We start from the raw sequence: 25,685 nt of genomic DNA, 5'->3' as shown, positions 1-25,685 counted from the left end.
GACAGGCCCCGTCAACCACGCTGGCCGAACGCAGGCTTGAATCCGTGGGTAACCCGGCAGGACGCCGGGTTAGCCGCGTTGGGCCATGGATGGCCCGTCGCGGCGGCCCACGGATTCAAACCGAAGTGAGGGCATGCCGAGCCTAGGCGAGGCACCGAGTGGTGGGGCAAAGACCTTTTGGTTACTTTTGGCTGGGCCGGCATTCCGGGCGTTTGCCAAAAGTGACCCGCTGTAAGAGCGGAACCGCCAGCCGCCGTGACCGCAGCAACGGATATGTACTCCCCCACCCAAAAAAAGTCAGTCCAAATCACTCGCATCATGCCGCTCACGCAGCTGCTCCGAAACCTCCCCAGAAACCCGATTCACCCTGCGCCCCCGCTGCACCGCCGGCCGCGCCTCAATCGCGTTCGCCCAACGCAGCACATGCTTGTACTCATGCACCGACAAAAACTGCGCCGACTCTCCATACAACCGGCCTTTGACCAACCCGCCATACCAAGGCCAGATCGCAATATCCGCAATGGTGTACTCATCCCCGGCAATGTACTCACTCACTGCCAACCGCTGATCCAGCACATCCAGCTGGCGTTTGGTCTCCATGGCAAACCGATTGATCGGGTACTCCATCTTGCTCGGCGCATACGCATAAAAATGCCCAAACCCGCCGCCCAGGTACGGCGCACTGCCCATCTGCCAGAACAACCACGACAAACACTCCGCACGCGCCGCCGGCTCAGCGGGAAAGAACGCCCCAAACTTCTGCGCCAGGTACTGCAATATCGCCCCCGATTCGAACACCCGAATCGGCGTATCCCCACTGCGGTCCAGCAACGCCGGGATCTTCGAATTCGGGTTCACCGCCACAAACCCGCTGCCAAACTGATCACCGTCACCGATCTTGATCAGCCAGGCGTCGTATTCCGCGCCGGCATGCCCCAGGGCCAACAGCTCTTCCAGCAGGATCGTGACCTTCTGGCCATTGGGCGTGGCCAGCGAATACAGCTGCAACGGGTGCTTGCCAACCGGCAATTCCTGCTCGTGGGTCGCACCGGCGATAGGCCGGTTGATACTGGCAAAGGTGCCGCCGCTTTCAGTGTCCCAGGTCCAGACTTTCGGGGGTACATACTCGGTCATGCTCACTTCTCCTTGGTTTCATCAGGGGTCGACGCAGCCAATTGAGCCACGTTCCATCCGCCGCCCAGCGCCTTGATCAGGCCCACATTGGCGCTCAATTGCTGAGTTTGCAATTGCAACACGCCGCGCTTGGCTTCCAGCGCCACCACTTGCGCCGTCACCACATCCAGGTATGCCACGGCGCCCTGGCGATAACGTGAGGTGGACAGGTCTTCGGCGTATTGCGCTGCAGCCGCCGCATCACGCTGATCATCCAGGGCCGTGCCCAGGCCGGCGATTTGCGACAGGTTGTCCTCCACCTGCTCGAACGCACTCAACACCACGCCACGGTATTTGGCCGCCGCTTCATCGGTGGCGGCCCTGGCGATGTCCACCTGGGCCTGGCGCGCGCCGCCGTCAAACAGGGTGCCCACCAGTGATGGGCCGATGGCCCAGAACAGGTTGGGCGCGCTGAGCAAGCGGGCAAACTCGTCACTCTGATAACCGCCTTGGGCGCTCAGCGTGATCTGCGGGAACCACGCCGCCTTGGCGACGCCAATCCGCGCATTGGCCGCAGCGATACGACGCTCGGCAGACGCAATATCCGGCCGGCGCTGCAACAGGCTGGAAGGCACGCCGGTCGGCACATTCGGCAAGGCAATTGGTGCCACGTTCACGGCGACGCTAAAAGTGGAAGCCGACTCACCGAGCATCGCCGCTATCGAATGCTCCAGCAGCGCCCGTTGCACCTGGCTCTGGCTGAGCTGTGATTTAACCGTCGACAACTGCGTACGCGCCCGCGCCACATCCAGGCCGGAGACGATACCGCCGCCATGCAAACCTTCGGTCAGGCCAAGGGCCTTGGCGTAAGCGTCGCGCGTCTGCCCCAGCAACTGGTTCTGCCAGTCGATGCCGCGCAGGCGGATGTAGCTGTCGGCCAGTTGCGCCTGCAGGCTCAGGCGTACCGACGCCAGGTCTGCCCTGGCCGCATCCGAGTCGCTGGTGCCGGCGGCCACGGTGTCGCGCACGCGGCCCCACAGGTCGACTTCATAGTCGACTTCCAGGCCCAGGGTCGCGGAGTTGTAGACATCCGGTGAAGTGGCCGAGCGCAACGGCTTGGTGTCTGACTGGCGAATGCGCTGGCCGTTGCCAATGGCCGAGATCTTCGGGAACAGCCCCGAACGGTCCTGGGCCAGGAACCCTTGAGATTGCTGGTAATGCGCGAGCGCGGCGCTCAGGTCGGCGTTGTTTTTCAACAACTGCTGCTGCATCGCATCCAGCTGCGGGTCGTTGTACACGCGCCACCAGCCATCCCGGTTGGCCTGATCGTTCGGCGTGCCGACCGTCCAGGGCCCTTGGGTGTGAAACTGCGCGGCCATCGGTGTTTGCGGCACGTTCAGCGGTGGCGCCAACGAGCAGGCGCCCAGGCTCAACGTGGCGATCAAGCCCAGCACATTGCGCTTAGCCATGGGGTTTGACCTCAGTGGCAGCGACCGCCAGCTGCACCGAATCATCATCAGCCAGGCCATCGGGCGGCGTGTCGATCACGCGGTCGGCGGCTTGCAGGCCGCTGGCGATTTCGACGCTGTCACCAAAGTCGCGAGCGATGCTGACGGTCTTGAAGTGCACATGGTTGTTGGCGTCCAGGGTCGCGACGCGCATGCCCTTGTCATCGAACACCAAGGCGCTGGACGGCACGCGGATGACGTCGGCCTGCACCGGCAGGTCAAACTGCACGCTGGTGTAGCCGCCGGGCAGCAAGCGGCCACCGGGGTTGTCCACCAGCAATTGCACGAGCGTGCTGCCGGAGGCGGCGTTGACCGCGTCGGCGGTGGCAATCACTTTGCCGGTGAAGGTTTCGCCGCGGTACTCCGGCACGCTGAGGCGCGCGGTGGTGCCTTCGCGAATCTGTGGCGAGAAGGTTTGCGGCACCTGCACATACACGCGCAGACGGCTGACATCGGCCACCGCAAACAGCTCTTTGCCGGCGGTCCCGCCCGCGCTGATCAACGCGCCTACGTCAGTGCTGCGCGCGGTGACCACACCGGCAAACGGCGCAACCAGATGCTGGAAGCCCTTGGTTGCGACCAGCTGGTCGACATTGGCCTTGGCCGCCGCCACTTTGGCTTGCTTGGCGGTCAGGTCGCCGGTGCGTTCATCCACGTCCTGGCGCGACACCGAGTCGTTCGCCAGCATGGCCTGCCAACGTTTGGCGGTGGTTTCGGCGAGGTGCTCATCGGCTTGGGCCGAGGCCAACGTGGCACGGGCCTGCAGCAGTTGCTGGTCGAGTTCCGGGGTGTCGATTTCAGCTAGCACTTGCCCGGCTTTGACGCGGGTGCCGATGTCGACATTCCAGGATTTCAGGTAGCCGTTGACCCGGGCGAAAATCGACGCGCGTGAGTACGCCTCCATCCGCCCCGGCAGGTTGAGCACCGGGCCCTGGGCCTGCACCACCGGCTTGATCAGGTTGACGCTGGGCAGCGCCTGGGCGTCGGTCCAGGTCTTGAGGTCGCGCGATTCACCGGCGCGCACGCCGATGCCGACACCAACGATGACAACCACCACTGCCGCGCCCACGATCAGCCACAGCAGGCCACGGGAAGACTTGGATTTAGAAACGGAAACGGACATGTCAAACCCCTTGGGTAACGGTGGTCGCACGCGTGGCGTGCTGGCGACGCCCGTGGACAAGACTGAAAATCAACGGAACCAGAATCAACGTGGCGACGGTGGCAAACGCCAGGCCGCCGATCACCGCGCGGCCCAGTGGCGCGTTCTGCTCGCCGCCCTCGCCCAGGCCCAAGGCCATGGGCGCCATGCCGATGATCATCGAAATGGCCGTCATCAACACCGGCCGCAGCCGGGTGAAGCCGGCTTCGAGCGCGGCCTGCACCGCATCGCCGTGCACCGCCAGGCGTTCGCGACAGAAGCTCACCACCAAAATGGCGTTGGCAGTGGCCACGCCCATGCACATGATCGCCCCGGTCAGCGCCGGCACCGACAGCGGCGTGTGCGTGATAAACGGCATCCACACGATGCCCGCCAGCGCCGCCGGCAACGCGGTGATGATCACAAACGGGTCGGCCCAGGACTGAAAGTTGACCACGATCAGCAAGTAGATCAGCACCACCGCGCCGAGCAGGCCGAACAGCAAGCCACTGAACGCCGCGCTCATGGTCTGTACCTGGCCTTGCAGGATGACCTTGGAGCCGGTCGGTACTTCACCGGCGTGGGCGGCGATGATTTTTTGGATATCGGCGGCAACGCCACCGAGGTCGCGGTCCTGAATCGCGGTCAGCACTTCGACCACTGGCTGGATATCCGATTGGGTGAATACCGAATTACTGTGGCTGCGCTGGATATTCGCCAGGCCGCCCAATGTCTGGTCGGTGGCCGCCCCGCTGCCGCCACTCAACGGCAGGTTGTGCAGCGCCGCCAGGCTTTCAAGGCTGTACTGCGGGGTTTGCATCACGATCGGGTAGGAAATGCCGTTGGCCGGGTTCAACCAAAAGGTCGGCGCAACCTGGCTGGAACCGGCGAGGTTGACCACCAGGCTGTTGGTCACGTCACGCTCGGTCAAGCCGACCAATTGCGCGCGGGTGCGGTCCACGTCGATATTGAACGTCGGCAATTGCCGCGACTGCTGGATGCGCGCATCGACCACGCCCGGCACCCGGCGAATATCCCGCAGCAACGCGCTGGCGTACGTGAAGTTGCCCGCCAGGTTATTGCCGGTGATTTGCAGGTCAATCGGTGCCGAGGAGCCGAAGTTAAGGATCTGCCCGACGATGTCCGACGCCGGGAACGAGAACACCGCACTGGGGAACTCGCGTGGCAGGGTTTCGCGCAATATGCGCATGTATTCTGCGGTCGGGCGGTGGCCTTCATTGAGGCTGATCTGAATGTCGCTGTCCTGGGAGCCCACGGTGCCGGTGTTGTTGTACACCACGTTGATGCCGCTGATGGACAGGCCGATGTTGTCGACCAACGCCTTGAGCTCATTGGCCGGGACTTTGCGCCGGATCGCGTTCTCGATGTCGGCGATCAGGTGCGCGTTGCTTTCCACCCGTGTGCCCACCGGGGCACGCACGTGCAGCAGGATCAAGCCGGAATCGACCTCGGGGAAGAAGTTGCGCCCCAGGAACGGCACCAGCGCAAACGACACCGCAACAAACGCCAGCAGGCCGATCACCACCGTGCGGCGATGGTGCAAGGCACTGTCCAACACGCTGTGGTAGCGCTCGCGAAAGCCTTCAAAACGCCGCTCGAAACCACGTTGGAAATTCACCAGCGGATTGCGCGACGGCGCGTGCCCGTCCTCACCGTGCACATGCGGCTTGAGCAGGTAGTTGGCGAGTGTCGGCACCAGCGTACGCGACAGGATGAACGAGGCGATCATGGCGAAAATCACCGCCTCAGCCATCGGTACAAACAGGAAGCGCGCCACGCCGTCGAGGAAGAACATCGGCACAAACACGATGCAAATACACAGCAGCGAAACGAACGCCGGCGTGACGATCTGCGCCGCGCCGTCGAGGATCGCCGTCTCCACCGGCTTGCCCTGCTCCAGGTGCCAGTTGATGTTCTCGATGGTCACCGTGGCGTCGTCCACCAGGATGCCGACTGCCAGCGCCAGGCCGCCGAGGGTCATGATATTGAGGGTTTCGCCCAGAGCCGAAAGCGTGGCAATCGAGGCCAGGATCGCCAACGGAATCGACGTGGCGATGATCACCGTCGAACGCCAGCTGCCAAGGAACAGCAGGATCATCAGGCTGGTCAGCGCCGCCGCGATCACGCCTTCACGGGCCACGCCGCTGATGGCCGAGCGCACGAACAGTGACTGGTCGCCGATCAGGTCGATGTTCAGGTCAGGCGGCAAGGCGGCCTTGTTGTCCGCGAGCTTTTCCTTGATCCCGGCGATCACGCCCAAGGTCGATGCCGAGCCGGTCTTGAGCACCGGCAGCAGCACCGAGCGGTTGCCGTTCACGTGCACGATGTTGGTTTGCGGCGGGTTGCCGTCGCGCACGGTGGCCACATCGCGGATCAGCACGGTGGTGCCGTCGGCGGTCTTGATCGGCAGGTTTTCCAGGTCATGGAAATCCGACGGCGCGTTGTTCAGTTGCAGGTTGAATTCGTAGCTGCCGATCTTCTGCGTGCCCACCGGCGTGATCAGGTTCTGCGTGGCCAGGGCGGTGGCGACGTCTTGCGCCGACAGGCCGCGCGCCTGCATGCGCGCCGAATCAAGGTCGATCTGCACCTGGCGGCTCTTGCCGCCAAATGGGTATGGCAGCGCCGCACCGGGCACGGTGGTGAGCATCAGGCGCACCTGGTTAAGGCCAATATCGCCCAGGCGCTGCTCGCTCAAACCCGCGCCCGACAAGGCCAGTTGCACAATGGGCACGGTGGAGGCGCTGTAGTTGAGCACCAGCGGCGGCACGGTGCTGGGCGGCAGCTGCCGCAGGATCGCCTGGGACACCGACGTGACCTGGGCGTTGGCCGTGCTGATGTTGACGCCGGGCTGGAAGAAGATCTTCACGATGCCGTAGCCATTCATCGACTGCGCTTCGATATGGCGAATGTCGTTGACCGTGGTGGTCAGCACGCGCTCGAACGGCGACGTGATGCGCCCCGCCATCTGGTCGGGCGGCAGGCCGGTGTACTGCCAGATCACCGCGATGACCGGAATGCGGATTTCGGGAAAGATGTCGGTCGGCGTTCGCCAGGCCGCCAGCGGGCCGATGATCAGGATGAAAATAGCCAATACCAGAAAGGTATAGGGGCGCCGCAACGCGATGCGCACGAGGCTCAGCATAGGAGGTGATCCAGACAGGGGTTGGATGATCAAGCAGGCAGAGCCGTGCCGTTTTCCCGCCTCGCCCCACGCGTTTCCTGGGGAGTTTGTAACGACATCCGGTCACAAAGAGGCATATGCCACGATATCTAATTTAGTGGTGTACGCAACTAATTTGTTTCAAGCTGTCTCAGTCTTCATCTGCAAGCCATCTTCGGTCTGAAAGGCCTTGTCCTGACAGGTCGCGCAGGCATAATCACCCGCGTCGTGTTTTGTATCAGAGAGTATCTGCCCTTGAAATCTGCCCCGCCTTGCTCCGAGAGTCCCAGCGCCTGCGTTAACGGTGCCGTGCGCCGCACGTCCCGTCGCCTGGGCCAGATTTATGACGAGGCGTATGCGCCCTGCGGGTTGAAAGCCACTCAATACGCGGTGCTCAACCGCATCGCGAAGGCCGGCACGCCGAAGATGGGCGAACTGGCGCAAGCCCTGGTGATGGATTTGTCCGCCCTGGGCCACACACTCAAGCCATTGGTGCGCGATGGCCTGGTAGAGCTGCGCGTAGACGAATTCGACCGCCGCACCCGCCGCGTGCTGCTGACCGAGCAAGGCCAGCGCACGCACGCGGCCGCCAAGCGCATCTCGACGCAAATGGCCGAGCGCTTTGATCAGGCGTTCGGCCGTGAAGCGGCGGCGCTGCTGCGCCAGACCCTGGATTTTATCGCCTCCGACGAGTTTGCCCGCACGCTCCTGGCCAAGGACGATTAAGCCATCCGCCTCGAAGACATCCTCGCCGACCACCTGCATGTGGTGTTCTGCGGCATCAACCCGGGCAAGGGCTCTGCCGCCCTCGGCCAGCACTTCGCCAATCGCAGCAACCGCTTCTGGCGCACGTTGCACCTGGCGGGTTTTACCCCGCATGAAATCCGCCCGGAGGATGCGCGCACCCTGCTCGACTATCACTGCGGCTTGACCACCTTGGTCGAGCGCCCGACGGCGAGCGCGGGGGAATTGGCGCGACATGAATTCACCGAAGCGGCGACGGCGTTTGAACACAAGATCCGTCGTTGCCAACCGCGGTGTGTGGCGTTCCTGGGCAAGGTCGGTTACAGCGCGTTGTCCGGCCAGCGCGAGATCGCCTGGGGGCTGCAGCCGCAGTTATTGGGCGGCGCCTCGGTGTGGGTGTTGCCCAACCCGAGCGGGCGCAACCTGGCGTTCAGCCTGGAGCAACTCGTGCACGCCTATCAGCCGCTGCGCGCGGCCATTGCGCAGGCCGGCCCGGTGCCTTTAATCTCTTGAGCCAAACACCCTGAGAGCCTTGGAGGCTTCATGAAACTGGTCGGCATGCTGGACTCGCCTTACGTTCGTCGCGTCGCAATCTCCCTTGAACTGTACGGCGTGGATTTCGTACACGAGTCGCTCTCGGTGTTCAGCACCTACGCTGAATTTTCTGCAATCAACCCGGTGGTCAAGGCGCCCACGCTGGTACTCGATGATGGAACGGTGCTGATGGATTCCAGCCTGATCCTGGACTACTTCGAAACCCTGGCGCCGACCGACAAAAAACTTCTGCCACCCAACGCCGGTGCACGCGCCAAAGAGCTGCAAGTGCTCGGCCTGGCCCTGGCGGCGTGTGAGAAAACCGTGCAGATCGTCTACGAGCACCACTTGCGCCCAGCAGAAAAACTGCATGAACCGTGGCTCGATCGCGTAACCGGGCAGTTGCTGGCCGCTTATTCGCTGCTGGAAACACACCTGGCCCAGGCGAGCGGTGAACGCCTGAACCAGGCCGCGCTGACGGCGGCCGTGGCCTGGTCGTTCACGCAGTTAAAACTGCCGACGCTGCTCAAGGCCCACGCGTATCCCAACCTGCAACGCCACGCCAATCAGCTGGAACAGCATCCGGCGTTCAGGAAATACCCCATCGAATAACTGGCCTAGACCCAGCCCCCATCCACAATAAAGTTTTGTGCCGAACACATCGCCGACGCATCGGAGGCAAGAAACAGCGCCATGTTGGCGATGTGTTCCGGCAGCACACTGCCTGGCAAGCACTGGCTGCGGCTGATCAGCTCCCTGGCCGCATCGTCGACCCACATCGCCAGCTGTTTTTCGGTCATGACCCAGCCGGGCACCAGGGTGTTGACGCGGATACGGCTGGGGCCCAGTTCCCGCGCCAGCGCTCGGGTCATGCCATGGGCCGCTGCCTTGCTGGCCGCATACACCGGGTAGCCCGCCGACGCCATCATCCAGCCGACCGAGCCCAGGTTGATAATCGCCCCGCCGCCCGCGCTTTTCATCATCGGCACCACCGCCTTGGCGGCAAAAAAGGCGTGTTTGAGGTTGACGGCGATCAGCCTGTCGAACATGTCCGAATCGACTTCTTGCAGCGTATGACGCACGTCGTTGGCCGCGTTGTTCACCAGCACGGTGATCGGCCCCAGCGTTTGCTCAAAACGGGCGATCGCCGCTTTGTAGGCGATTTCATCGGTGATGTCGCAACACACGAACTCAACGCTATGCCCTTGGGCACTCAACACCGCCGTGAGCCGCTCGCCCTGGCTTTGCGCGCGGTCCACAAAGGCCACCTTGGCGCCCTGCGCGGCGAAGGCGCGCACCATGAATTCGCCGATGCCCGAGGCACCTCCGGAAATCAGTACGGTCTTACCCTTCAGGTCGGGATAAACGGCGTGTGCAGTACTCATATAACGCTTGCCTCGATCAATTAGTCTTATTTTATTTGGCGTATCTGGTGTTTAAGGCTATAAATTCGCTGTCAACTCGACGAAATATCGCACATTAGTAGAACTATTCCACTGAAAACAACAAAAGGAAGTTCGACCATGAAGCACCCTCGACACCTGCTTTCAGGCCTCGCCTTGTCCATGCTGGTTGCCAGCGGTGGCGCCCAGGCCGCCGGGCTTAGCAGTGAACACAAGCCTTTCGGCAAAACCAACGACGGCACCGCCGTCGAGCAATACATCTTGCGCAACAGCCATGGCATGCAAGCCACGGTGATCACTTACGGCGGCGTATTGCAGTCGCTGAAAGTGCCGGATAAAAACGGCAAGGTCGATGACGTGGTACTCGGTTTCGACGACGTGCAGGGCTATCAGAGCGGTACGGCCTTTTTCGGCGCGAGCATCGGCCGCTTCGGCAACCGTCTGGCCGCCGGGGCGTTCGAACTCGATGGCAAGCGTTACCAGGTGCCGCTCAACGATGGCCCCAACTCGCTGCACGGCGGTGCTCAAGGTTTCGACAAGCACGTGTGGCAAGCCGAACCGGTCAAGGGCAAGGATTCGGTCGGCGTGAAGCTGAGCTACCTGTCCAAGGACGGTGAAATGGGCTTCCCCGGCAACCTGAAGACCGAGGTCACCTACAGCCTCAACGATAAAAACGAACTGCACATCGACTACAAGGCCACCACCGACAAACCGACGGTGCTGAACCTCACCAACCACAGCTACTTCAACCTCGCCGGCGCAGGCAATGGCGACATCCTCAAGCAAGTGGCGACCTTGCATGCCAGCCACTACACACCGGTAAATGCCACGTTGATTCCGACCGGTGAACTGGCTCCGGTCAAAGGCACGCCGATGGATTTCCTCAAACCCACGCCGATCGGCCAGCACATCAAGGACGACCATCCGCAGCTCAAGTTCGCCGAGCCCAAACAGGGTGGGTTTGACTTCAACTGGGCGCTGGATACCAAAGGCGATATCAAGCAACTCGCCGCCGACGTACACGACCCCGCCTCCGGCCGACGTTTGCAGCTCTACACCACCGAGCCCGGCGTGCAGTTCTATACCAGCAACTTCCTGGATGGCACGGTGAAGGGCAAGGCCGGCAAGGCGTATGCGCACTGGAGCGCGTTTACCCTGGAAACCCAGCACTTTCCGGACGCACCCAACCAGCCAACGTTTGCATCGACCCGGTTGAACCCTGGGCAGACCTACACTCAGAACACCGTGTTCAAGTTCTCCGCCGATTGAACTGAGGGAGCGGGCTTGCTCGCGAAAGCGGTGGTTCAGTGCCAGACGCAGTGACTGACACTCCGCTTTCGCGAGCAAGCCCGCTCCCACATTCAGTGCTCACTGAGCATGGCTCAGCAATGGTTCATCGGTTTGGCCACTGCTCAGTTCCAGAGGCCGATTTTTTCCAGTTCCTGCTTGAAGTTCTCGCGGGTGATCAGCGTCACTTCATCCATGGCGGTGTACTTCGGTGGCTCCTTGCCGGTGGTGACCCAGTCGAACATCATCTTCGCGGTGTTGTAGCCTTCGATGTGCGGGCTGGGCAGCATTGAGCCGAAGAAGCCGCTGTTGGCTTTCTTCAATTCGCCGATGGCGTCGGTGCCATTGATGCCGATGCCGATCACATTGGCCGCGGCAAAGCCTGCGGTTTCGGTAGCGCGTACGCCGCCGAGCACCGTGTTGTCGTTCATGCCGCCAATGATCAGGTTTTTCGCACCGCTGGGCAGCTTGACCAGAGCCGAGTTGGTGGCGTCCATGCTGCCCGGGACGTCGAGGGTCTTGGCGGCGGTGAACAGGATGTGATCCTTGGGAAAGCCTGCATCTTCCAGGGATTTGACCGAGCCGTCGGTACGCTTTTTACCGGTGTCGAGTTCGTTGAAGGTGTTGATCACCGCATAAGTGTCCTTCCAGTCCCAACCGCGTTTTTTCGCTTCAGCCGCCATCGCCGCGCCCTGCTTCTGGCCGACTTCAAAAGCGGCCATGCCCAGGTACGGTACGTCCTCCATGAAGTTGCCCTTGGCATCGACAAAGCGATCGTCCACGGCAATCACTTTCAGGCCGTTGACGCGGGCCTTGGCGACGATGGCCGGGCCGAGGGACACGTCCGGCGGGCAGATCACAAAGCCCTTGGCGCCGTTGGCCGCCAGGCTGTCGATGGCCGCCAGGGTTTTCTCGCCATCGGGCACGGCGATCTTGATCACGGTAAAACCATGTTCCTTGCCGGCCTTTTCGGCAAACGCCCATTCGGTCTGGAACCACGGCTCTTCAGCCTGCTTGACCAGAAAACCGATCTTCACTTCTTCAGCAGCCAGCAACAGGCCGCTCAGGCTCAGGGCTGACACCGCCACAGCGGCGCAGCACAGGGAACGCAAACCACGACGACGATTCATACGGGTGACTCCTTGTTGTTGTTTTTGAATGTCAGGATTTAACCGGCAAAGCGGTGACAGGGTATGCCGGGCACATCGACCTCGATGGCCAATACCGCGCCATCCAGGGGGTGATCCAACGGGCTGGCGGCGCTGGTGATATAGAGCGTGGTGAGATTCGGCCCACCAAATACGCAACTGGTGGGGCGGCTGACGGGCAGTTCGATGACGCGGTCCACTGCGCCGTCAGGCGTCAGGCGCAGCAGGCAACTGCCGTCCCAGCGCGCATTCCAGACATAACCCTGACTGTCCATCGCCGAGCCGTCCGGACCTCCGCGTGGATGCGGGCCAAACCAGACGTGCGCCGGGTCGAGTTGGCCGCCCTCCTGGATCACGTGCCGGTAGAGCGTGCCGTCCAGACTGTCGCCGAAATGCACCTGGCTGCCGTCCTCGCTCCACAGCAAGGTGTTGGGAATGCCCAGGCCGCGCAGCAGCGGCGTGACCTGCGCATCGGCATCGATGCGAAACAGGCCACCGGAACGTCGCGTGATCGGCAGGTCTTCGCCCCGCTCGCCAATGTTGTTCTGCATGGTGCCCAGCCACAGGCGGCCCTGGGCATCGCAGCGCGCTTCATTGCCACGGTTGCCGGGTTGCGGGTCGGCCACACACAGCAGCGTCAGCGCTTCGGTCGCCAGGTCCAGCCGGTAGACGCCGCTGCTCAAGGTCACAAGCGCATCGCCGCTTTCACAGGGGATAAACGCCGAGACGTGCTCGGGCAGCTGCCAGATCTGCAACTGCCCGTCCATCAGGCGCAACGCCTGTTTGCCGATGATATTGACCCAATACAGCGCCTGGGTCGGCGCATCCCAAAACGGGCCTTCGCCCAACTGTGCACGGTGTGCGGTAACGGCATTAAACGGCATGTGACCTCCTGTTTTTTACAGCGGCTCGCGCGATGGCGTGCCATCGACCAGCCGCTGGATGCGCAACGGGTTGGCGTCTTTCAACGCGTCGGGCAGCAGGCTATCAGGGTAATTCTGGAAGCACACGGGACGCAGAAAGCGGTCGATGGCCAAGGTACCGACCGAGGTGCCGCGCGCGTCCGAGGTGGCCGGATAGGGCCCGCCGTGGACCATCGCGTCGCAGACTTCAACGCCGGTAGGGTAGCCATTGAGCAGGATGCGGCCGACTTTTTGTTCCAGCAACGGGGTCAGTTCGGTGAACTGCTCAAAGTCGGCCGGCTCGCCGATAATCGTCGCCGTCAGTTGGCCGTGCAGCCCTTGCAAGGCGGCGCTGAGTTGGGCTTGATCAGTCACTTCAACCACCACCGTGGTCGGGCCGAACACCTCTTCCTGCAGCACTTCATCGCCGTCGATCAGCAGGCGGGCGTCGGCCTTGAACAGCTGCGGCTGCGCCTGGTTGCCTGCTTGAGCGCTGCCCGCCAGATGCTGGATGCCCGGGTGCGCGAGCAGCTTTTCCAGGCCTTTGCCATAGCTGCTCAAGGTGCCGGCGTTGAGCATGGTTTGCGCCGGCTGATCATTGATCAGGCTGGCCACCTGCTGGGTGAATGCGCTGAACTGCGGCGATGCGATGCCGATCACCAGGCCTGGGTTGGTGCAGAACTGACCACAGCCTTGCACCACCGAGGCCGTCAGGTCGCGGGCGATGGTGTGCGCCCGCGCCTGCAATGCCTGCGGCAATACGATCACCGGGTTGATGCTCGACATCTCGGCAAACACCGGGATCGGCTGCGGCCGGGCTGCGGCCATGTCGCACAAGGCGCGACCGCCCTTGAGCGAGCCGGTAAAACCCACCGCCTGGATCGCCGGGTGCTTGACCAGCGCCTCACCAACGCCGCCGCCGAAGATCATATTGAACACGCCCGCCGGCATTTCGGTGGCGTGGGCCGCGCGCAGGATTGCATCGGCGACCTGCTCAGCCGTAGCCATGTGCCCACTGTGGGCCTTGAACACCACCGGGCAACCCGCCGCCAGCGCCGCTGCGGTGTCGCCACCGGCGGTGGAAAATGCCAGCGGAAAGTTGCTCGCGCCAAACACTGCAACCGGGCCCAGGCCAATGCGGTATTGGCGCAGGTCCGGACGCGGCAACGGCTGACGCTCGGGCAAGGCTTTGTCGATGCGTGCGCCGTAGAAATCGCCACGCCGCAGCACGGTGGCAAACAGACGCATCTGGCCGCTGGTGCGCCCGCGTTCGCCTTTGATACGCGCGGCGGGCAGTGCCGTTTCGCGGCACACCAGCGCGATGAAGTTATCGCTCAGCGCGTCCAGCTCGTCGGCTATTGCGTCGAGAAACTGCGCGCGCCGCGAGGCACTCAACGCGCGGTATGCCGGGTAAGCCGCGGCGGCCGCTGTGGCGGCGGCGTCGACTTCTTCGGGGGTGGCCTGGAAAAAATCCTGCGGCAAGGCCTCGCCGGTGCTGGCATCGACACTGTGCAGGGTCACGCTGCCGAGGGCGCTGCGCTGGCCGCCGATGTAGTTGTGGCCGAGGAATTGGGTCATGTTGATCTCCTTAAAGGGTGATGACATTGCCGGGCTCGAACACCGCGTCGGCCTTGCCGACCGTGTTGACCAGCGGCGCGCCGAACTCGGCCTGGCTGATCTCGAACACATCGCCCGGTTCAGTACGTATACCGTCGGCAAATGACAAGGTAGCAGTGCCGAAGAAATGAATGTGCACGTCACCCGGCTTGAGGAATTGACTGTATTTGAAGTGGTGATACTCAAGGTTTTCCAGGCTGTGGCACATGTTGGCCTCGCCACTGAGGAATTCGTTTTGCCAGATCACTTTGCCGTCACGCAGGATGCGGCTGGTGCCCGCCAGGTGCTGCGGCAACTCGCCTACGCGTAACTCCGGACCATAGCTGCAACTGCGCAACTTGGAGTGGGCCAGGTACAGGTAATTTTTGCGCTCCATCACGTGATCAGAGAACTCGTTGCCCATGGCGAAGCCCAGTCGATAGGGTTTGCCGTCGTGGCCAATCACGTAGAGGCCGCCGATTTCCGGCTCTTCACCGGCGTCTTCGGCAAACGGCGGCACCGGGAAAGCCTGGCCCGGGCGTACCACGATGCTGCCGTCGCCTTTGTAGAACCACTCCGGTTGCACACCCGCTTGGCCAGACGCGGGCTTGCCGCCCTCCACGCCCCATTTGAAGATGCGCAGGGTGTCGGTCATCGCACTGTCGTCACCGGCCTGCTGGTGCATCTTGTCCCGCGCCGAGGCGCTGCCCAGGTGGGTCAGGCCGGTGCCGCTGATCAACATGTGGGCCGGGTCCGGGTGATCGAGTGGCGGCAGGATTTTCAGGTCAGCCAGCAATGCGCGGTAATCGTAGCTGTCGCCCAGGCCCAACTTGTCGACCTGCTGCGCCAACTTGACGCCCGCCTCGATGGCCGCCAACGCCAGTTCACGCACGCTGCGGGCCGTCTGCACTTCGCGCAGCTTGGTGCCTTCTACTACGCCGACACGGCGCTCACCGTTGCGTAACTCAAACTGAACTAAACGCATGAAATGTCTCCTTGATTAAGTCCGCGTGGCACCCCGGGCGCTGGCGGCAAATTGCTCGGTGGGCAGCACGTGCTTGCGTTCCAGCACGCGGTACACCACGCCGGTCAGCAGCAACCCGAACACCATCACACCCGACAGGAAGTACAAGCCCGAGGCCAGGTTGCCGGTGTACTCCTTGAGCGCGCCGATCACGAACGGGCCGATATAGCCGCCGAGGTTGCCCACCGAGTTGATCAACGCAATGCCCGCCGCCGCACTGGCGCCGGCGAAAAAGCGCCCCGGCAGGGTCCAGAACACCGCCGTGCAGGAGAACAGCGCGAACGCCGCCAGGCACAATGCGGCCATTTGCAGCACCGGCAAGCTCAGCCAGGCACTCAAGAACAGCCCGATGGCGCCCAGCACATACAGCACCGCGAGATGGCCGTAGCGATCATTCAAACGGTCGGAGCTGCGCGGAATGATCAGCAGGCCGAGAATGCCGAAAATATACGGCACCGCCGAGACGAAACCGGTGACCAGGTCACTGCCGCCGAACTGCTTGATCAGCGTCGGCAGCCACAGGCCGAGCCCATAAATGCTCAAGGTCACGGGCAGGTAGAACAGCGCCAGCAGCAGCACTCGCTTGTCTTTCAGCGCATGCAGCGGGTTGCCGTGGCGGGTCTGGCCGTAGGCTTGCAGGTCTTTATTCAGCTCGCCAGTGAGCCAGGATTTCTCGTCCTCGCTCATCCACTTGACCTGCTGGGGGCCGTCCGGCAGCCAGCGCAGCACCGGCCAGGTCAGCAACAGCGCCGGCGTGCCGATGACGATGAACAACCACTGCCAGCCATGCAGGCCGAGGATGCCGTCCATGCCCAGCAAGCCGCCGGACACGGGGCCGGTGATCATCATCGCAATGGGTTGGGAGAGGATGAACAGCCCGAGGATCTTGCCGCGATGGCGCACCGGGAACCACTGGGTGATGTAGTACAGCACGCCCGGAAAGAACCCCGCCTCCGCCGCGCCGAGCAGAAAGCGCATCACGTAGAAACTGTGCGGCCCCTGCACGAAGGCCATGCCGATAGTGATCGCGCCCCAGGTCAGCATGATGCGCGCAAACCAGCGCCGCGCGCCGAAGCGGTCGAGCATCAGGTTGCTGGGAATCTCGAACAGGAAGTAGCCAATGAAGAACAGCCCCGCGCCCAAACCATAGGCCGCGTCGCCAATGCCGACATCGGCGCCCATGTGCAGCTTGGCAAAACCCACCGCCGAACGGTCCACGTAGGCGATCAGGTAGAGCAGGATCAGGAAGGGAATCAGTTTCAGCGTGATGCGCCGAATAAGCCGCAGTTCCTGGCTCATGGGTCGATCTCCGATTGTTGTTTTTATAGAAGCTCGGGGGTTACCGCCGGCCAAATTCAGGCAGGGCGATACCTCATTTGAAGCCGACTATATAGTATGACTATTTACAAAACAACTCTTCCAAAGCCTCGATTTTGCGCTTATGTTTAGCCGCAAATAGAACATATAGTCATACAATAAGAGAGACCACCATGCCTGATAAAAAGCCCACCCTCCGCTCCGCCCAGTGGTTTGGCACCGCCGACAAGAACGGCTTCATGTACCGCAGCTGGATGAAGAACCAGGGCATCGCCGACCATCAGTTCCATGGCAAACCGATCATCGGTATCTGCAACACCTGGTCGGAGCTGACGCCGTGCAACGCGCACTTCCGCCAGATCGCCGAGCACGTCAAACGTGGTGTCATCGAGGCCGGTGGCTTCCCGGTGGAATTCCCGGTGTTCTCCAATGGCGAATCCAACCTGCGCCCCACCGCCATGCTCACGCGCAACCTGGCGAGCATGGACGTGGAAGAAGCGATTCGCGGCAACCCCATCGACGGCGTGGTGCTGCTCACCGGCTGCGACAAAACCACCCCGGCGCTGCTGATGGGCGCGGCCAGTTGCGACGTGCCGGCCATCGTCGTCACTGGCGGGCCCATGCTCAATGGCAAGCACAAAGGCCAGGACATCGGCTCGGGCACGGTGGTGTGGCAGCTCAGCGAACAGGTCAAGGCCGGCACCATCACCCTGGACGATTTCCTCGCGGCCGAAGGCGGCATGTCGCGCTCGGCCGGCACCTGCAACACCATGGGCACGGCCTCCACCATGGCGTGCATGGCCGAGGCACTGGGCACTTCCCTTCCCCACAACGCGGCGATCCCGGCGGTGGATGCGCGCCGGTATGTGCTGGCGCATATGTCCGGCATGCGTGCGGTAGAGATGGTGCGCGAAGACTTGAAGCTGTCGAAGATCCTCACCAAAGAGGCGTTTGAAAACGCGATCCGGGTGAACGCGGCCATCGGCGGTTCGACCAATGCGGTGATCCACCTGAAGGCCATCGCGGGACGCATCGGCGTCGAACTCGACCTGGATGACTGGACGCGCATGGGCCGCGGCGTGCCGACCATTGTCGACCTGCAGCCGTCGGGCCGTTTCCTGATGGAGGAGTTTTACTATGCCGGTGGCCTGCCCGCCGTGTTGCGTCGATTGGGCGAAGCCAACCTGATCCCGCATCCGCATGCGCTGACCGTCAACGGCAAGTCCCTGGGCGAGAACACCAAGGACTCGCCGATCTACGGCCAGGACGAAGTGATCCGTACGCTCGACAACCCGATCCGCGCCGACGGTGGCATCTGCGTGCTGCGCGGCAACCTCGCGCCGTTGGGCGCCGTGCTCAAACCATCGGCCGCCAGCCCCGAGTTGATGCAGCATCGCGGCCGCGCGGTGGTGTTCGAGAACTTCGACATGTACAAGGCGCGCATCAATGACCCTGAACTGGACGTGGATGCCAATTCGATCCTGGTCATGAAAAACTGCGGCCCCAAGGGTTACCCAGGCATGGCCGAAGTCGGCAACATGGGCTTGCCGGCCAAGCTGCTGGCCCAGGGCGTGACCGACATGGTGCGTATTTCCGATGCGCGCATGAGCGGCACCGCTTACGGCACGGTGGTGTTGCACGTGGCACCCGAAGCCGCCGCCGGTGGGCCGTTGGCCACGGTGCAGGAAGGCGACTGGATCGAACTGGACTGCGCCAATGGCCGCCTGCACCTGGACATCCCCGACGCAGAGCTGGCGGCACGCATGGCCGAGCTGCCGCCACCGCAGAAGCTGATCGTCGGCGGCTACCGTCAGCTGTACATCGACCATGTGCTGCAGGCCGACCAAGGCTGCGACTTTGACTTTCTGGTGGGTTGCCGTGGGGCTGAAGTCCCCCGTCATTCCCACTAATTGGGATGCTATGATGCCGCCTATTTAGCCAGGGCCTCCCGTTCGTTATGGATCACCAGCCGTCCAAGCCGCGCAAGAGCATGCATGCCCAGATCGTTCAGGACTTGGGCATGCACATCGTTTCCGGTCGCTTCAAACCCGAAGAACGCCTGCCCATGGAGGCCACGCTGTGCGAGGAGTACAAGGTCAGCCGGTCGGTGTTGCGCGAGGCGACGCGCGTGCTCAGCGCCAAGGGCCTGGTGTATTCCAAACCCCGGGTGGGCGCGGTGGTGCGGCCACGCCTGAAATGGCATTTGCTCGACCCTGACGTGTTGTCCTGGCTGATGCAGACCACGCCTCACAGTGAGTTTTTCAACACCCTGGCCGGCGTGCGGCGCATCCTCGAACCGGAAATCGCCGCCATGGCCGCGACCACCGCCACCGATGAAGACATTGCCACCATCGAACAAGCCTACCTGGGCATGGAAACCGCCAAGACCCATGACGACCTGCTGCAGGCCGACCTGGACTTTCACCGCGCGATTGCCGACGCCACCCGCAACGACTTGCTTGCCTATATGTGCAACATGCTCTCGCTGCCGCTGCGCGAGTCGATCAACATCACCAACCGCCGCCCGGACATCCAGGGCCTGAGCCTGCCGCGTCACAAGGCGATCCTCACGGCGATCCAGAACCGCGACGCCCTCGGCGCCCGCCACGCTTCGCTGGTGCAACTGGACGACACGCGCGTGGCGCTGGACACGGTGATGAACGTGCTGACCCCGTTGTAAATGCACGACGGGCGTCACCTGATTGAGCCAATCGGCTACTGAACAGCGTCCACCAGCGAAATCAGCCGCGACTCAATCGACGCCTCAACGATCTCAAGCACCGCAAGTGTCACCGGCAGTTTGAACCGGCGCCTGCCAGCGCTGCCGGGGTTGACGTACAACGTTGCGCCGCGCCACACGATCAAGGGTTTGTGCGAGTGACCGGTGATCACCAGCCGTGTGTGCGGGTCGAGTAACGCGGGCACGTCGGCAATGTCATGCACGACCAGGGTTTTCCAGCCGTCAAGATCAATGCTCAGATGGTCAGGCACCTGCTGCGCCCAGGCCGCGTCCTGATCATTGTTGCCGCGCACCACATGCACCGGCGCGATCCGCGCCAGGTGTTCAAGGATGTCCGGCCCGCCGATATCGCCCGCATGGATAATCTGCTCGCAGCCTTGCAGCGCCGCGATCGCCTCAGGCCGCAGCAAGCCGTGGGTATCGGAAATCACGCCAATTTTCATAGAGCCTCCTAAGGGTTATGAACATTGACCGCACTCGCCTTAAACGATTCAGGTCATCAGCGAACCTTCCCCCCAAACCAGCGTCCGAGCTAAGGCATTGTTGCTTACCGCTCGCCGCGAGGACCTCGTTTGAAAGCCGCCATCATCAAAAAATACCGCCTGATCATCAAGACCATGGGCTATGTGGGCTGGGCCCTGTTCTGGCTGTTGTTGTGGGATGTCGCCGTGACGGTGGATTTCATGCTGTTTCTCACCACCAAGATCAATTTGCCGCTGATGCCGTTGACCTTGCTGGGTTCGGCGCTGGTGGTGCTGATCAGTTTTCGCAACAGCAGCGCTTACAACCGTTGGTGGGAAGCCCGCACGCTATGGGGCGCGATGGTCAATAACTCACGCAGTTTTGCCCGACAGGTGCTGACGCTGCTGGACGACCCGGACGGCGAAGTGAACCCGGCCAAAGCCACGCTGCTGCGCCGTCACGTGGCCTATGTGAATTGCCTGGCGGCGCACCTCAGGGGCAAGCCGTGCCCCGACGAGGTGCGCGCGTTCATCCCGGCCGAGGAGTTCGCGCGCAACGGTGCGACCAATAACTTCGCCAATGACATCCTTACCGGCTCGGCGGCATTGCTGGCCAGGGAGTATAAGGCCGGCCACCTGGACAGCATCCGCCTGTCGCGACTGGAGTCAACCCTGGTGGACTTGTCCAACGCCCAAGGTGGCATGGAGCGCATCGCCAATACGCCGCTGCCCTACCCTTACGTGTATTTCCCACGGCTGTTTATTTCTCTTTTCTGCCTGATCGTGCCGGTCGGGTTGGTGGAGTCCCTGGGCTGGTTCACCCCGCTGGCCTCGACGGTGGTGGGCTTTATGCTGCTGGCGATCGAGCGTATCGGCACCGACCTGCAAAGCCCGTTTCACTCCAGCGAGCACCAGATCCAGATGGAAAGCATCTGCGAAACCATCGAGAAAAACCTGCAGTCGATGCAGCGCGATGCGTTGGGTGGCGAGCGCATCGGCTGAGCGCATCAGCAGGCTCACGAAGGCAGGTGGTGCTCGTCAGGCGCATTTCATCTGCCACCGCCGGTTCGGCGCGCGATGCGCCAAGGCCCGCATGACAACCGTTGGTATGGCGTTTGCTGGAGAAACCGCGCATCCCACCGCCCGGAGGCGTCATGCAAACCGACCTGATGATATTCAGCGAGCAACTCGCCCACCTGACCAGCCTGGATGCGTGCCTGGCGCATGTGCAGGCGGTGACCAACCGGTTGGGGTTCAACACGCTGATCTACGACTTTGCGCCAGTGCCGGTCAGCCATGAAGGCGCGCTGATCACCCCGTCGGTGTTCAAGGCGCTGAATGCACCGCTGGACATGCACGACCTGTGGTGCACAGGCGGCTATTACCAGATCGACCCGGTGCAGCAATGCGCCGCGCGCAGAACCACGCCGTTTGTGTGGTCGTTCGGCAGCGACACCCCGTGGAACGTCGCCCTGACCGACGCCCATCGCCCGGTGGCCCACTATGTCCGGGACTACGGCCTGAGCACCGGCCTGACGGTGCCGCTGCACTTGCCGGATGGCGGCTTTGCCACGCTCACCGCGATCATCGACGGCACCCCGGCGCAAGCCGAGCAGCAGGCCCGGCAAAGTCTTGGGGACATGCTGGGACTGGCACACACCTTCCAGGCCCGGGCCAGCGAACTGCTGGCACCGGCGCAGCGCTGTTGCACGCATGTTCACCTCACCCGGCGCGAGCGCGAGTGCCTGCAGCATTCGGCCAAGGGGCTGTCGGCCAAGTGCATTGCAGCCGCCCTCAACCGCTCCGAGGCGACGGTCAACCTGCACCTGGTCGCCGCCGCGCGCAAGTTGGGTGCGCGCAATCGCGTCGAAGCCGTGGCGCGTGGTTTGCATTACCGGCTGGTGGAAGTTTGAGAACCTATCACTTTTACCAGTGCACCTGACGCGCCGTTTTGGCTAGCCTGTACCGCATCGATCCCAATGAGGTACAGAACATGCAGGTTCGCGAAGGTTATGCCGATTTCCGTGGCTATCGGACGTGGTTCCGGGTCACCGGCGACTTGAATTCAGGGCGCCTGCCCTTGATCGTCGCCCACGGCGGCCCGGGCTGCACCCATGATTACGTCGACAGTTTCAAAGACCTGGCCGCCACGGGCCGTGCGGTGGTGCACTACGATCAGGTCGGCAATGGCCGCTCGACCCACTTACCCGGCGCCTCTGTCGATTTCTGGAGCGTGGAACTGTTCCTGGCAGAGCTGGACAACCTGGTCGAGCACCTTGAGATCAGCGACTACGCGCTGCTGGGCCAGTCCTGGGGCGGCATGCTCGGCGCCGAGCACGCGGTGCGCCAGCCTGCCGGCTTGAAAGCGTTGATTATTGCCAATTCGCCAGCTTCGATGGACTTGTGGTGCGAAGCGGCCAATGAACTGCGCCAGGCGTTGCCGCCCGAGGTGCAGGCCACCTTGCTGCGCCATGAAGCCGCCGGCACCACCGACACCGCTGAATACCTCGCCGCAGCGGAAGTGTTTTACGCGCGCCATGTGTGCCGTACCCAACCGATACCAGCCGAAGTTGAGCGCACCAATGCCGCCATCGAAGAAGACCCCACCGTCTACCACGCGATGAATGGTCCCACTGAGTTCCATGTGATCGGCAGCATGCGCAACTGGACGATCATTGATCGCCTGGCGCGAATCCAGGTGCCCACGCTGCTGATCTCCGGGCGCTTCGACGAAGCCACACCGGCCACGGTGCAGCCGTTTGCCGACGGCATCCGCGACGTGCGCTGGCAGATTTTCGAGCAGTCCAGCCATATGCCGCATGTTGAAGAGCGTGAAGCGTGCATGGCGTGTGTAGCCGAGTTTCTCGCCTCCCTGGAGTGAAGAGTGGCGAGCAGGCTTGCCCTGCGTTGGGCTGCGAAGCAGTCCTGAAAACAAACACCGCGTTCTGGCTGGCAGACCGCGGTGTTTTTATTGGGGCCGCTTCGCAGCCCAACGCAGGGCAAGCCTGCTCACCACACAAAAGCCTGCTTGCCACTTCAAGGCGGTTTGCAACACCATCATCCCAAAGCCTGTAACAGACTATTACCCAGTAGAATGTACTAACCAGTTACTTATCTTGCTAACATTCGACCTTTAGTCACTCACCTTCGAGTCCTGTCGACATGAAACGAGCATCCCGCGCCGCTGGCGCCTCACGATATCTCCTGCTGGGCCTCGGCATCATCATTGCCCTGCTCGGCGTGGCCCTGGCCGTTGGCGGCGCCAAACTGGTCAGCCTGGGCGGTTCCTGGTACTTCCTGATCGGTGGCGTGGCCATGGCCGTTTCCGGCCTGTTGATCGCGCGACGCAACCCGGCTGGCGCGTGGTTGTTCGCCGCCTTTCTGGTGGGCACGGCGGTCTGGGCGGTGGCGGATGTAGGGCTGGTGTACTGGCCGCTGTTCTCGCGGCTGTTCATGTTTGCGGTGATCGGCGTGGTGGTGGCGTTGGTGTATCCGCTGCTGGCCGGCAAGCCGGCTCGCGGCGCGTATGGCATTGCTGCCGTATTGGCAGTGGGCGTGGCCGTCGCTGCAGGCAACATGTTCGTGGCGCACCCAAGCGTGGCTCCTACCGGTAAAGGCCCGGGCATCACGCCGGTGGCTGCCGCCGACGCGCAGAAAGACTGGGCCCACTACGGCAACACCGAAGGCGGCAGCCGTTTTGCCGCGCTGGACCAGATCAACCGCGACACCGTCAACAAGCTCAAAGTGGCGTGGACCTACCACACCGGCGACGTTGCCATCAGCGACGGCAACGGTGCCGAAGACCAACTGACGCCCCTGCAGATCGGCAACAAGGTGTTCATCTGCACACCGCACAACAACCTGATCGCACTGGACGCCGACACCGGCAAAGAGCTGTGGAAGAACGAAGTCAACGCCAAATCGGCGGTGTGGCAGCGTTGCCGTGGCATGGCGTATTTCGACGCCACCGCGCCCATTGCCCAGCCGACCCAACCCAACAGCTCGCCGATCATGGCTGCCAGCGTGCCGGCCGGTGCACAGTGCCAGCGTCGCCTGCTGACCAACACCATTGATGCACGCCTGATCGCGGTGGATGCCGACACCGGCAAATTCTGCGAAGACTTCGGCACCCACGGCCAAGTGGACCTCAAAGCCGGCCTGGGCGATGTGCCGGACAGCTACTACCAATTGTCGTCGGCACCGTTGATGGCCGGCACCACCGTTGTCGTCGGTGGCCGCGTCGCCGACAACGTACAAACCGACATGCCCGGCGGCGTGATCCGTGGTTTCGACGTGATCACCGGCCAAATGCGCTGGGCCTTCGACCCGGGCAACCCCGAAGACAAACAAGCGCCAGCCGCCGGCAGCACCTACGTGCGCAGCACGCCGAACAGCTGGGCGCCGATGTCGTACGACCCGCTGATGAACACGGTTTTCCTGCCGATGGGCAGCTCGTCCACCGACATCTATGGCGTTGAACGTACCCAACTGAATCACAAATACGGCGCCTCGGTGCTGGCGCTGGACGCCTCCACCGGCGCAGAAAAGTGGGTGTACCAGACCGTCCACAACGACCTGTGGGACTTCGACCTGCCGATGCAGCCGAGCTTGATCGACTTCACCCCACCGGGCAGCGACAAGGCAGTACCGGCTGTAGTGATCGGCACCAAGGCCGGGCAGATCTACGTGCTCGACCGCGCCACCGGCAAGCCGCTGACAGACGTCAAGGAAGTGCCGGTCAAGGCCGCGAACATTCCCAACGAGCCGTACTCGTTGACCCAGCCTAAATCGGTGGGCATGCCGCAGATCGGCGCGCAAACCCTGAACGAATCGGACATGTGGGGCGCCACGCCCTACGACCAGTTGCTGTGCCGTATCGACTTCAAGGGCATGCGCTACGAAGGCCTGTACACCGCGCCGGGCACCGATAAATCGCTGAGTTTCCCAGGCTCCCTGGGCGGCATGAACTGGGGCAGTATTTCCACCGACCCGGTGCATGGCTTTATCTTCGTCAACGACATGCGCCTGGGCCTGTGGATCCAGATGATCCCGTCGCAGAACAAGGCCCAGGCCTCGTCCGGTGGCGAAGCGCTGAACACCGGCATGGGCGCCGTACCGCTCAAGGGCACGCCGTATGCGGTGAACAAAAACCGCTTCCTCTCGGTGGCCGGCATCCCGTGCCAGGCGCCGCCGTTCGGCACCCTGACCGCCATCGATATGAAGACCCAGCAGATCGCCTGGCAAGTGCCGGTGGGCACGGTTGAAGACACCGGCCCGCTGGGCATCCGCATGCACCTGCCGATCAAGATTGGCCTGCCGACCCTCGGCGGCACGCTGTCCACCCAGGGCGGCCTGATCTTTATCGCCGGCACCCAGGACTTCTACCTGCGCGCCTTCAACAGCGGCAACGGTGATGAAGTCTGGAAAGCCCGCCTGCCGGTAGGCAGCCAAGGCGGCCCGATGACCTATGTGTCGCCGAAAACCGGCAAGCAATACATCGTCATTACCGCCGGCGGCGCGCGCCAGTCCACTGACCGTGGCGACTACGTGATCGCCTACGCCCTGCCATAACCCCGTGTTCGCGCG

21 protein-coding genes are annotated in these 25,685 nt (G+C 62.7%); 10 read left to right on the top strand and 11 right to left on the bottom strand.

Annotated features, from left to right (window positions below; all coding sequences use genetic code 11):
- Window positions 1-297: 297 nt before the first annotated feature.
- The 4 genes from yghU to ACP7B3_RS24825 are packed head-to-tail and all read right to left on the bottom strand — an operon-like array spanning window position 298 to window position 6,925.
- On the bottom strand, window positions 298-1,134 hold the full coding sequence (yghU, locus tag ACP7B3_RS24840) for a glutathione-dependent disulfide-bond oxidoreductase (protein ID WP_369302971.1): 837 nt from the start codon (window positions 1,132-1,134) through the stop codon (window positions 298-300).
- Window positions 1,135-1,136: 2 nt separating this feature from the next.
- Window positions 1,137-2,582 carry an efflux transporter outer membrane subunit gene (locus ACP7B3_RS24835; RefSeq protein WP_426181537.1) on the bottom strand — a complete coding sequence of 482 codons (1,446 nt, stop codon included), beginning with the start codon at window positions 2,580-2,582 and terminating at the stop codon, window positions 1,137-1,139.
- A complete protein-coding gene (locus ACP7B3_RS24830; RefSeq protein ID WP_426181534.1) occupies window positions 2,575-3,744 on the bottom strand; it encodes an efflux RND transporter periplasmic adaptor subunit in 1,170 nt (389 codons plus the stop codon). Before ACP7B3_RS24830 ends, ACP7B3_RS24835 begins: the two co-directional genes overlap by 8 nt.
- 1 nt (window position 3,745) lies before the next feature.
- Window positions 3,746-6,925 (bottom strand): efflux RND transporter permease subunit, encoded by a 3,180-nt coding sequence (locus ACP7B3_RS24825; protein WP_426181531.1) that lies wholly within the window; start codon window positions 6,923-6,925, stop codon window positions 3,746-3,748.
- Between the two features lie 273 nt (window positions 6,926-7,198).
- Here ACP7B3_RS24825 and ACP7B3_RS24820 point away from each other — a divergent pair, with 273 nt between their 5' ends.
- The 3 genes from ACP7B3_RS24820 to ACP7B3_RS24810 are packed head-to-tail and all read left to right on the top strand — an operon-like array spanning window position 7,199 to window position 8,833.
- Window positions 7,199-7,669: a MarR family winged helix-turn-helix transcriptional regulator gene (locus ACP7B3_RS24820; protein WP_426181528.1), complete on the top strand. Its 471-nt coding sequence runs from the start codon at window positions 7,199-7,201 to the stop codon at window positions 7,667-7,669.
- Between the two features lie 3 nt (window positions 7,670-7,672).
- On the top strand, window positions 7,673-8,200 hold the full coding sequence (gene mug / locus ACP7B3_RS24815) for a G/U mismatch-specific DNA glycosylase (protein WP_426181549.1): 528 nt from the start codon (window positions 7,673-7,675) through the stop codon (window positions 8,198-8,200).
- 30 nt (window positions 8,201-8,230) lie between these two features.
- Window positions 8,231-8,833: a glutathione S-transferase family protein gene (locus ACP7B3_RS24810; RefSeq protein ID WP_426181525.1), complete on the top strand. Its 603-nt coding sequence runs from the start codon at window positions 8,231-8,233 to the stop codon at window positions 8,831-8,833.
- A gap of 5 nt (window positions 8,834-8,838) precedes the next feature.
- On the opposite strand, the gene ACP7B3_RS24805 is transcribed toward ACP7B3_RS24810, so the two are convergent.
- On the bottom strand, window positions 8,839-9,606 hold the full coding sequence (locus ACP7B3_RS24805) for an SDR family NAD(P)-dependent oxidoreductase (protein WP_426181522.1): 768 nt from the start codon (window positions 9,604-9,606) through the stop codon (window positions 8,839-8,841).
- 138 nt (window positions 9,607-9,744) lie between these two features.
- On the opposite strand from ACP7B3_RS24805, the gene ACP7B3_RS24800 reads away from it, so the two are divergent.
- Window positions 9,745-10,893 carry an aldose epimerase family protein gene (locus ACP7B3_RS24800; RefSeq protein WP_369302977.1) on the top strand — a complete coding sequence of 383 codons (1,149 nt, stop codon included), beginning with the start codon at window positions 9,745-9,747 and terminating at the stop codon, window positions 10,891-10,893.
- Window positions 10,894-11,036: 143 nt separating this feature from the next.
- On the opposite strand, the gene ACP7B3_RS24795 is transcribed toward ACP7B3_RS24800, so the two are convergent.
- Genes ACP7B3_RS24795 through ACP7B3_RS24775 form a run of 5 tightly spaced genes read right to left on the bottom strand, consistent with a single transcriptional unit; the run spans window position 11,037 to window position 16,880 of the window.
- Complete coding sequence (locus ACP7B3_RS24795) at window positions 11,037-12,041, bottom strand: substrate-binding domain-containing protein (protein WP_242198523.1); 1,005 nt, start codon at window positions 12,039-12,041, stop codon at window positions 11,037-11,039.
- 38 nt (window positions 12,042-12,079) lie between these two features.
- On the bottom strand, window positions 12,080-12,943 hold the full coding sequence (locus ACP7B3_RS24790) for an SMP-30/gluconolactonase/LRE family protein (protein WP_242198524.1): 864 nt from the start codon (window positions 12,941-12,943) through the stop codon (window positions 12,080-12,082).
- A 15-nt stretch (window positions 12,944-12,958) separates the two neighbouring features.
- Entirely contained in the window at window positions 12,959-14,539 is a 1,581-nt protein-coding gene (locus ACP7B3_RS24785; protein WP_426181517.1) for an aldehyde dehydrogenase (NADP(+)), read from the bottom strand.
- Window positions 14,540-14,549: 10 nt separating this feature from the next.
- On the bottom strand, window positions 14,550-15,542 hold the full coding sequence (gene araD1 / locus ACP7B3_RS24780) for an AraD1 family protein (protein WP_426181514.1): 993 nt from the start codon (window positions 15,540-15,542) through the stop codon (window positions 14,550-14,552).
- 15 nt (window positions 15,543-15,557) lie between these two features.
- Entirely contained in the window at window positions 15,558-16,880 is a 1,323-nt protein-coding gene (locus ACP7B3_RS24775) for an MFS transporter (protein ID WP_369302981.1), read from the bottom strand.
- A 191-nt stretch (window positions 16,881-17,071) separates the two neighbouring features.
- Between ACP7B3_RS24775 and ACP7B3_RS24770 the strand changes: the two genes are divergently transcribed.
- Entirely contained in the window at window positions 17,072-18,808 is a 1,737-nt protein-coding gene (locus ACP7B3_RS24770; RefSeq protein WP_262207283.1) for an IlvD/Edd family dehydratase, read from the top strand.
- Between the two features lie 47 nt (window positions 18,809-18,855).
- The gene (locus ACP7B3_RS24765) at window positions 18,856-19,578 is read left to right on the top strand and encodes a FadR/GntR family transcriptional regulator (RefSeq protein WP_145164836.1); all 723 of its coding nucleotides are present in this window, start codon (window positions 18,856-18,858) and stop codon (window positions 19,576-19,578) included.
- 35 nt (window positions 19,579-19,613) lie between these two features.
- Here the strand turns inward: ACP7B3_RS24765 and ACP7B3_RS24760 are convergent, their stop codons facing one another.
- Window positions 19,614-20,081, bottom strand: coding sequence for a metallophosphoesterase family protein (locus ACP7B3_RS24760; protein ID WP_145164834.1), 468 nt, complete (start codon window positions 20,079-20,081; stop codon window positions 19,614-19,616).
- 129 nt (window positions 20,082-20,210) lie between these two features.
- On the opposite strand from ACP7B3_RS24760, the gene ACP7B3_RS24755 reads away from it, so the two are divergent.
- The 4 genes from ACP7B3_RS24755 (at window position 20,211) to ACP7B3_RS24740 (ending at window position 25,670) form a co-directional block, all read left to right on the top strand.
- Window positions 20,211-21,101 (top strand): bestrophin family protein, encoded by an 891-nt coding sequence (locus ACP7B3_RS24755; protein WP_262207286.1) that lies wholly within the window; start codon window positions 20,211-20,213, stop codon window positions 21,099-21,101.
- A gap of 152 nt (window positions 21,102-21,253) precedes the next feature.
- Window positions 21,254-22,012, top strand: coding sequence for a helix-turn-helix transcriptional regulator (locus ACP7B3_RS24750; RefSeq protein WP_426181508.1), 759 nt, complete (start codon window positions 21,254-21,256; stop codon window positions 22,010-22,012).
- Between the two features lie 80 nt (window positions 22,013-22,092).
- On the top strand, window positions 22,093-22,980 hold the full coding sequence (locus ACP7B3_RS24745) for a proline iminopeptidase-family hydrolase (RefSeq protein WP_426181505.1): 888 nt from the start codon (window positions 22,093-22,095) through the stop codon (window positions 22,978-22,980).
- A gap of 281 nt (window positions 22,981-23,261) precedes the next feature.
- Window positions 23,262-25,670: a glucose/quinate/shikimate family membrane-bound PQQ-dependent dehydrogenase gene (locus ACP7B3_RS24740; RefSeq protein WP_426181502.1), complete on the top strand. Its 2,409-nt coding sequence runs from the start codon at window positions 23,262-23,264 to the stop codon at window positions 25,668-25,670.
- The last annotated feature ends 15 nt before the right edge of the window (window positions 25,671-25,685 follow it).

The organism is Pseudomonas sp. TWRC1-2, from assembly GCF_049896685.1.
GTDB lineage: Bacteria > Pseudomonadota > Gammaproteobacteria > Pseudomonadales > Pseudomonadaceae > Aquipseudomonas.
The sequence above is the reverse complement of the archived record's forward strand: the minus strand, read 5'-3'. Positions and strand labels throughout refer to the sequence as shown.

Excerpts from the sequence above, each read along its gene's own strand:
- yghU (WP_369302971.1), bottom strand. The coding sequence starts at position 1,134 with ATGACCGAGTATGTACCCCCGAAAGTCTGGACCTGGGACACTGAAAGC.
- araD1 (WP_426181514.1), bottom strand. The coding sequence starts at position 15,542 with ATGCGTTTAGTTCAGTTTGAGTTACGCAACGGTGAGCGCCGTGTCGGC.
- ACP7B3_RS24760 (WP_145164834.1), bottom strand. The coding sequence starts at position 20,081 with ATGAAAATTGGCGTGATTTCCGATACCCACGGCTTGCTGCGGCCTGAG.
- ACP7B3_RS24830 (WP_426181534.1), bottom strand. The coding sequence starts at position 3,744 with ATGTCCGTTTCCGTTTCTAAATCCAAGTCTTCCCGTGGCCTGCTGTGG.
- ACP7B3_RS24765 (WP_145164836.1), top strand. The coding sequence starts at position 18,856 with ATGGATCACCAGCCGTCCAAGCCGCGCAAGAGCATGCATGCCCAGATC.
- ACP7B3_RS24795 (WP_242198523.1), bottom strand. The coding sequence starts at position 12,041 with ATGAATCGTCGTCGTGGTTTGCGTTCCCTGTGCTGCGCCGCTGTGGCG.
- ACP7B3_RS24775 (WP_369302981.1), bottom strand. The coding sequence starts at position 16,880 with ATGAGCCAGGAACTGCGGCTTATTCGGCGCATCACGCTGAAACTGATT.
- ACP7B3_RS24740 (WP_426181502.1), top strand. The coding sequence starts at position 23,262 with ATGAAACGAGCATCCCGCGCCGCTGGCGCCTCACGATATCTCCTGCTG.
- ACP7B3_RS24825 (WP_426181531.1), bottom strand. The coding sequence starts at position 6,925 with ATGCTGAGCCTCGTGCGCATCGCGTTGCGGCGCCCCTATACCTTTCTG.
- ACP7B3_RS24800 (WP_369302977.1), top strand. The coding sequence starts at position 9,745 with ATGAAGCACCCTCGACACCTGCTTTCAGGCCTCGCCTTGTCCATGCTG.
- ACP7B3_RS24810 (WP_426181525.1), top strand. The coding sequence starts at position 8,231 with ATGAAACTGGTCGGCATGCTGGACTCGCCTTACGTTCGTCGCGTCGCA.
- ACP7B3_RS24790 (WP_242198524.1), bottom strand. The coding sequence starts at position 12,943 with ATGCCGTTTAATGCCGTTACCGCACACCGTGCACAGTTGGGCGAAGGC.
- ACP7B3_RS24745 (WP_426181505.1), top strand. The coding sequence starts at position 22,093 with ATGCAGGTTCGCGAAGGTTATGCCGATTTCCGTGGCTATCGGACGTGG.
- ACP7B3_RS24750 (WP_426181508.1), top strand. The coding sequence starts at position 21,254 with ATGCAAACCGACCTGATGATATTCAGCGAGCAACTCGCCCACCTGACC.
- ACP7B3_RS24805 (WP_426181522.1), bottom strand. The coding sequence starts at position 9,606 with ATGAGTACTGCACACGCCGTTTATCCCGACCTGAAGGGTAAGACCGTA.
- ACP7B3_RS24835 (WP_426181537.1), bottom strand. The coding sequence starts at position 2,582 with ATGGCTAAGCGCAATGTGCTGGGCTTGATCGCCACGTTGAGCCTGGGC.
- ACP7B3_RS24785 (WP_426181517.1), bottom strand. The coding sequence starts at position 14,539 with ATGACCCAATTCCTCGGCCACAACTACATCGGCGGCCAGCGCAGCGCC.
- ACP7B3_RS24770 (WP_262207283.1), top strand. The coding sequence starts at position 17,072 with ATGCCTGATAAAAAGCCCACCCTCCGCTCCGCCCAGTGGTTTGGCACC.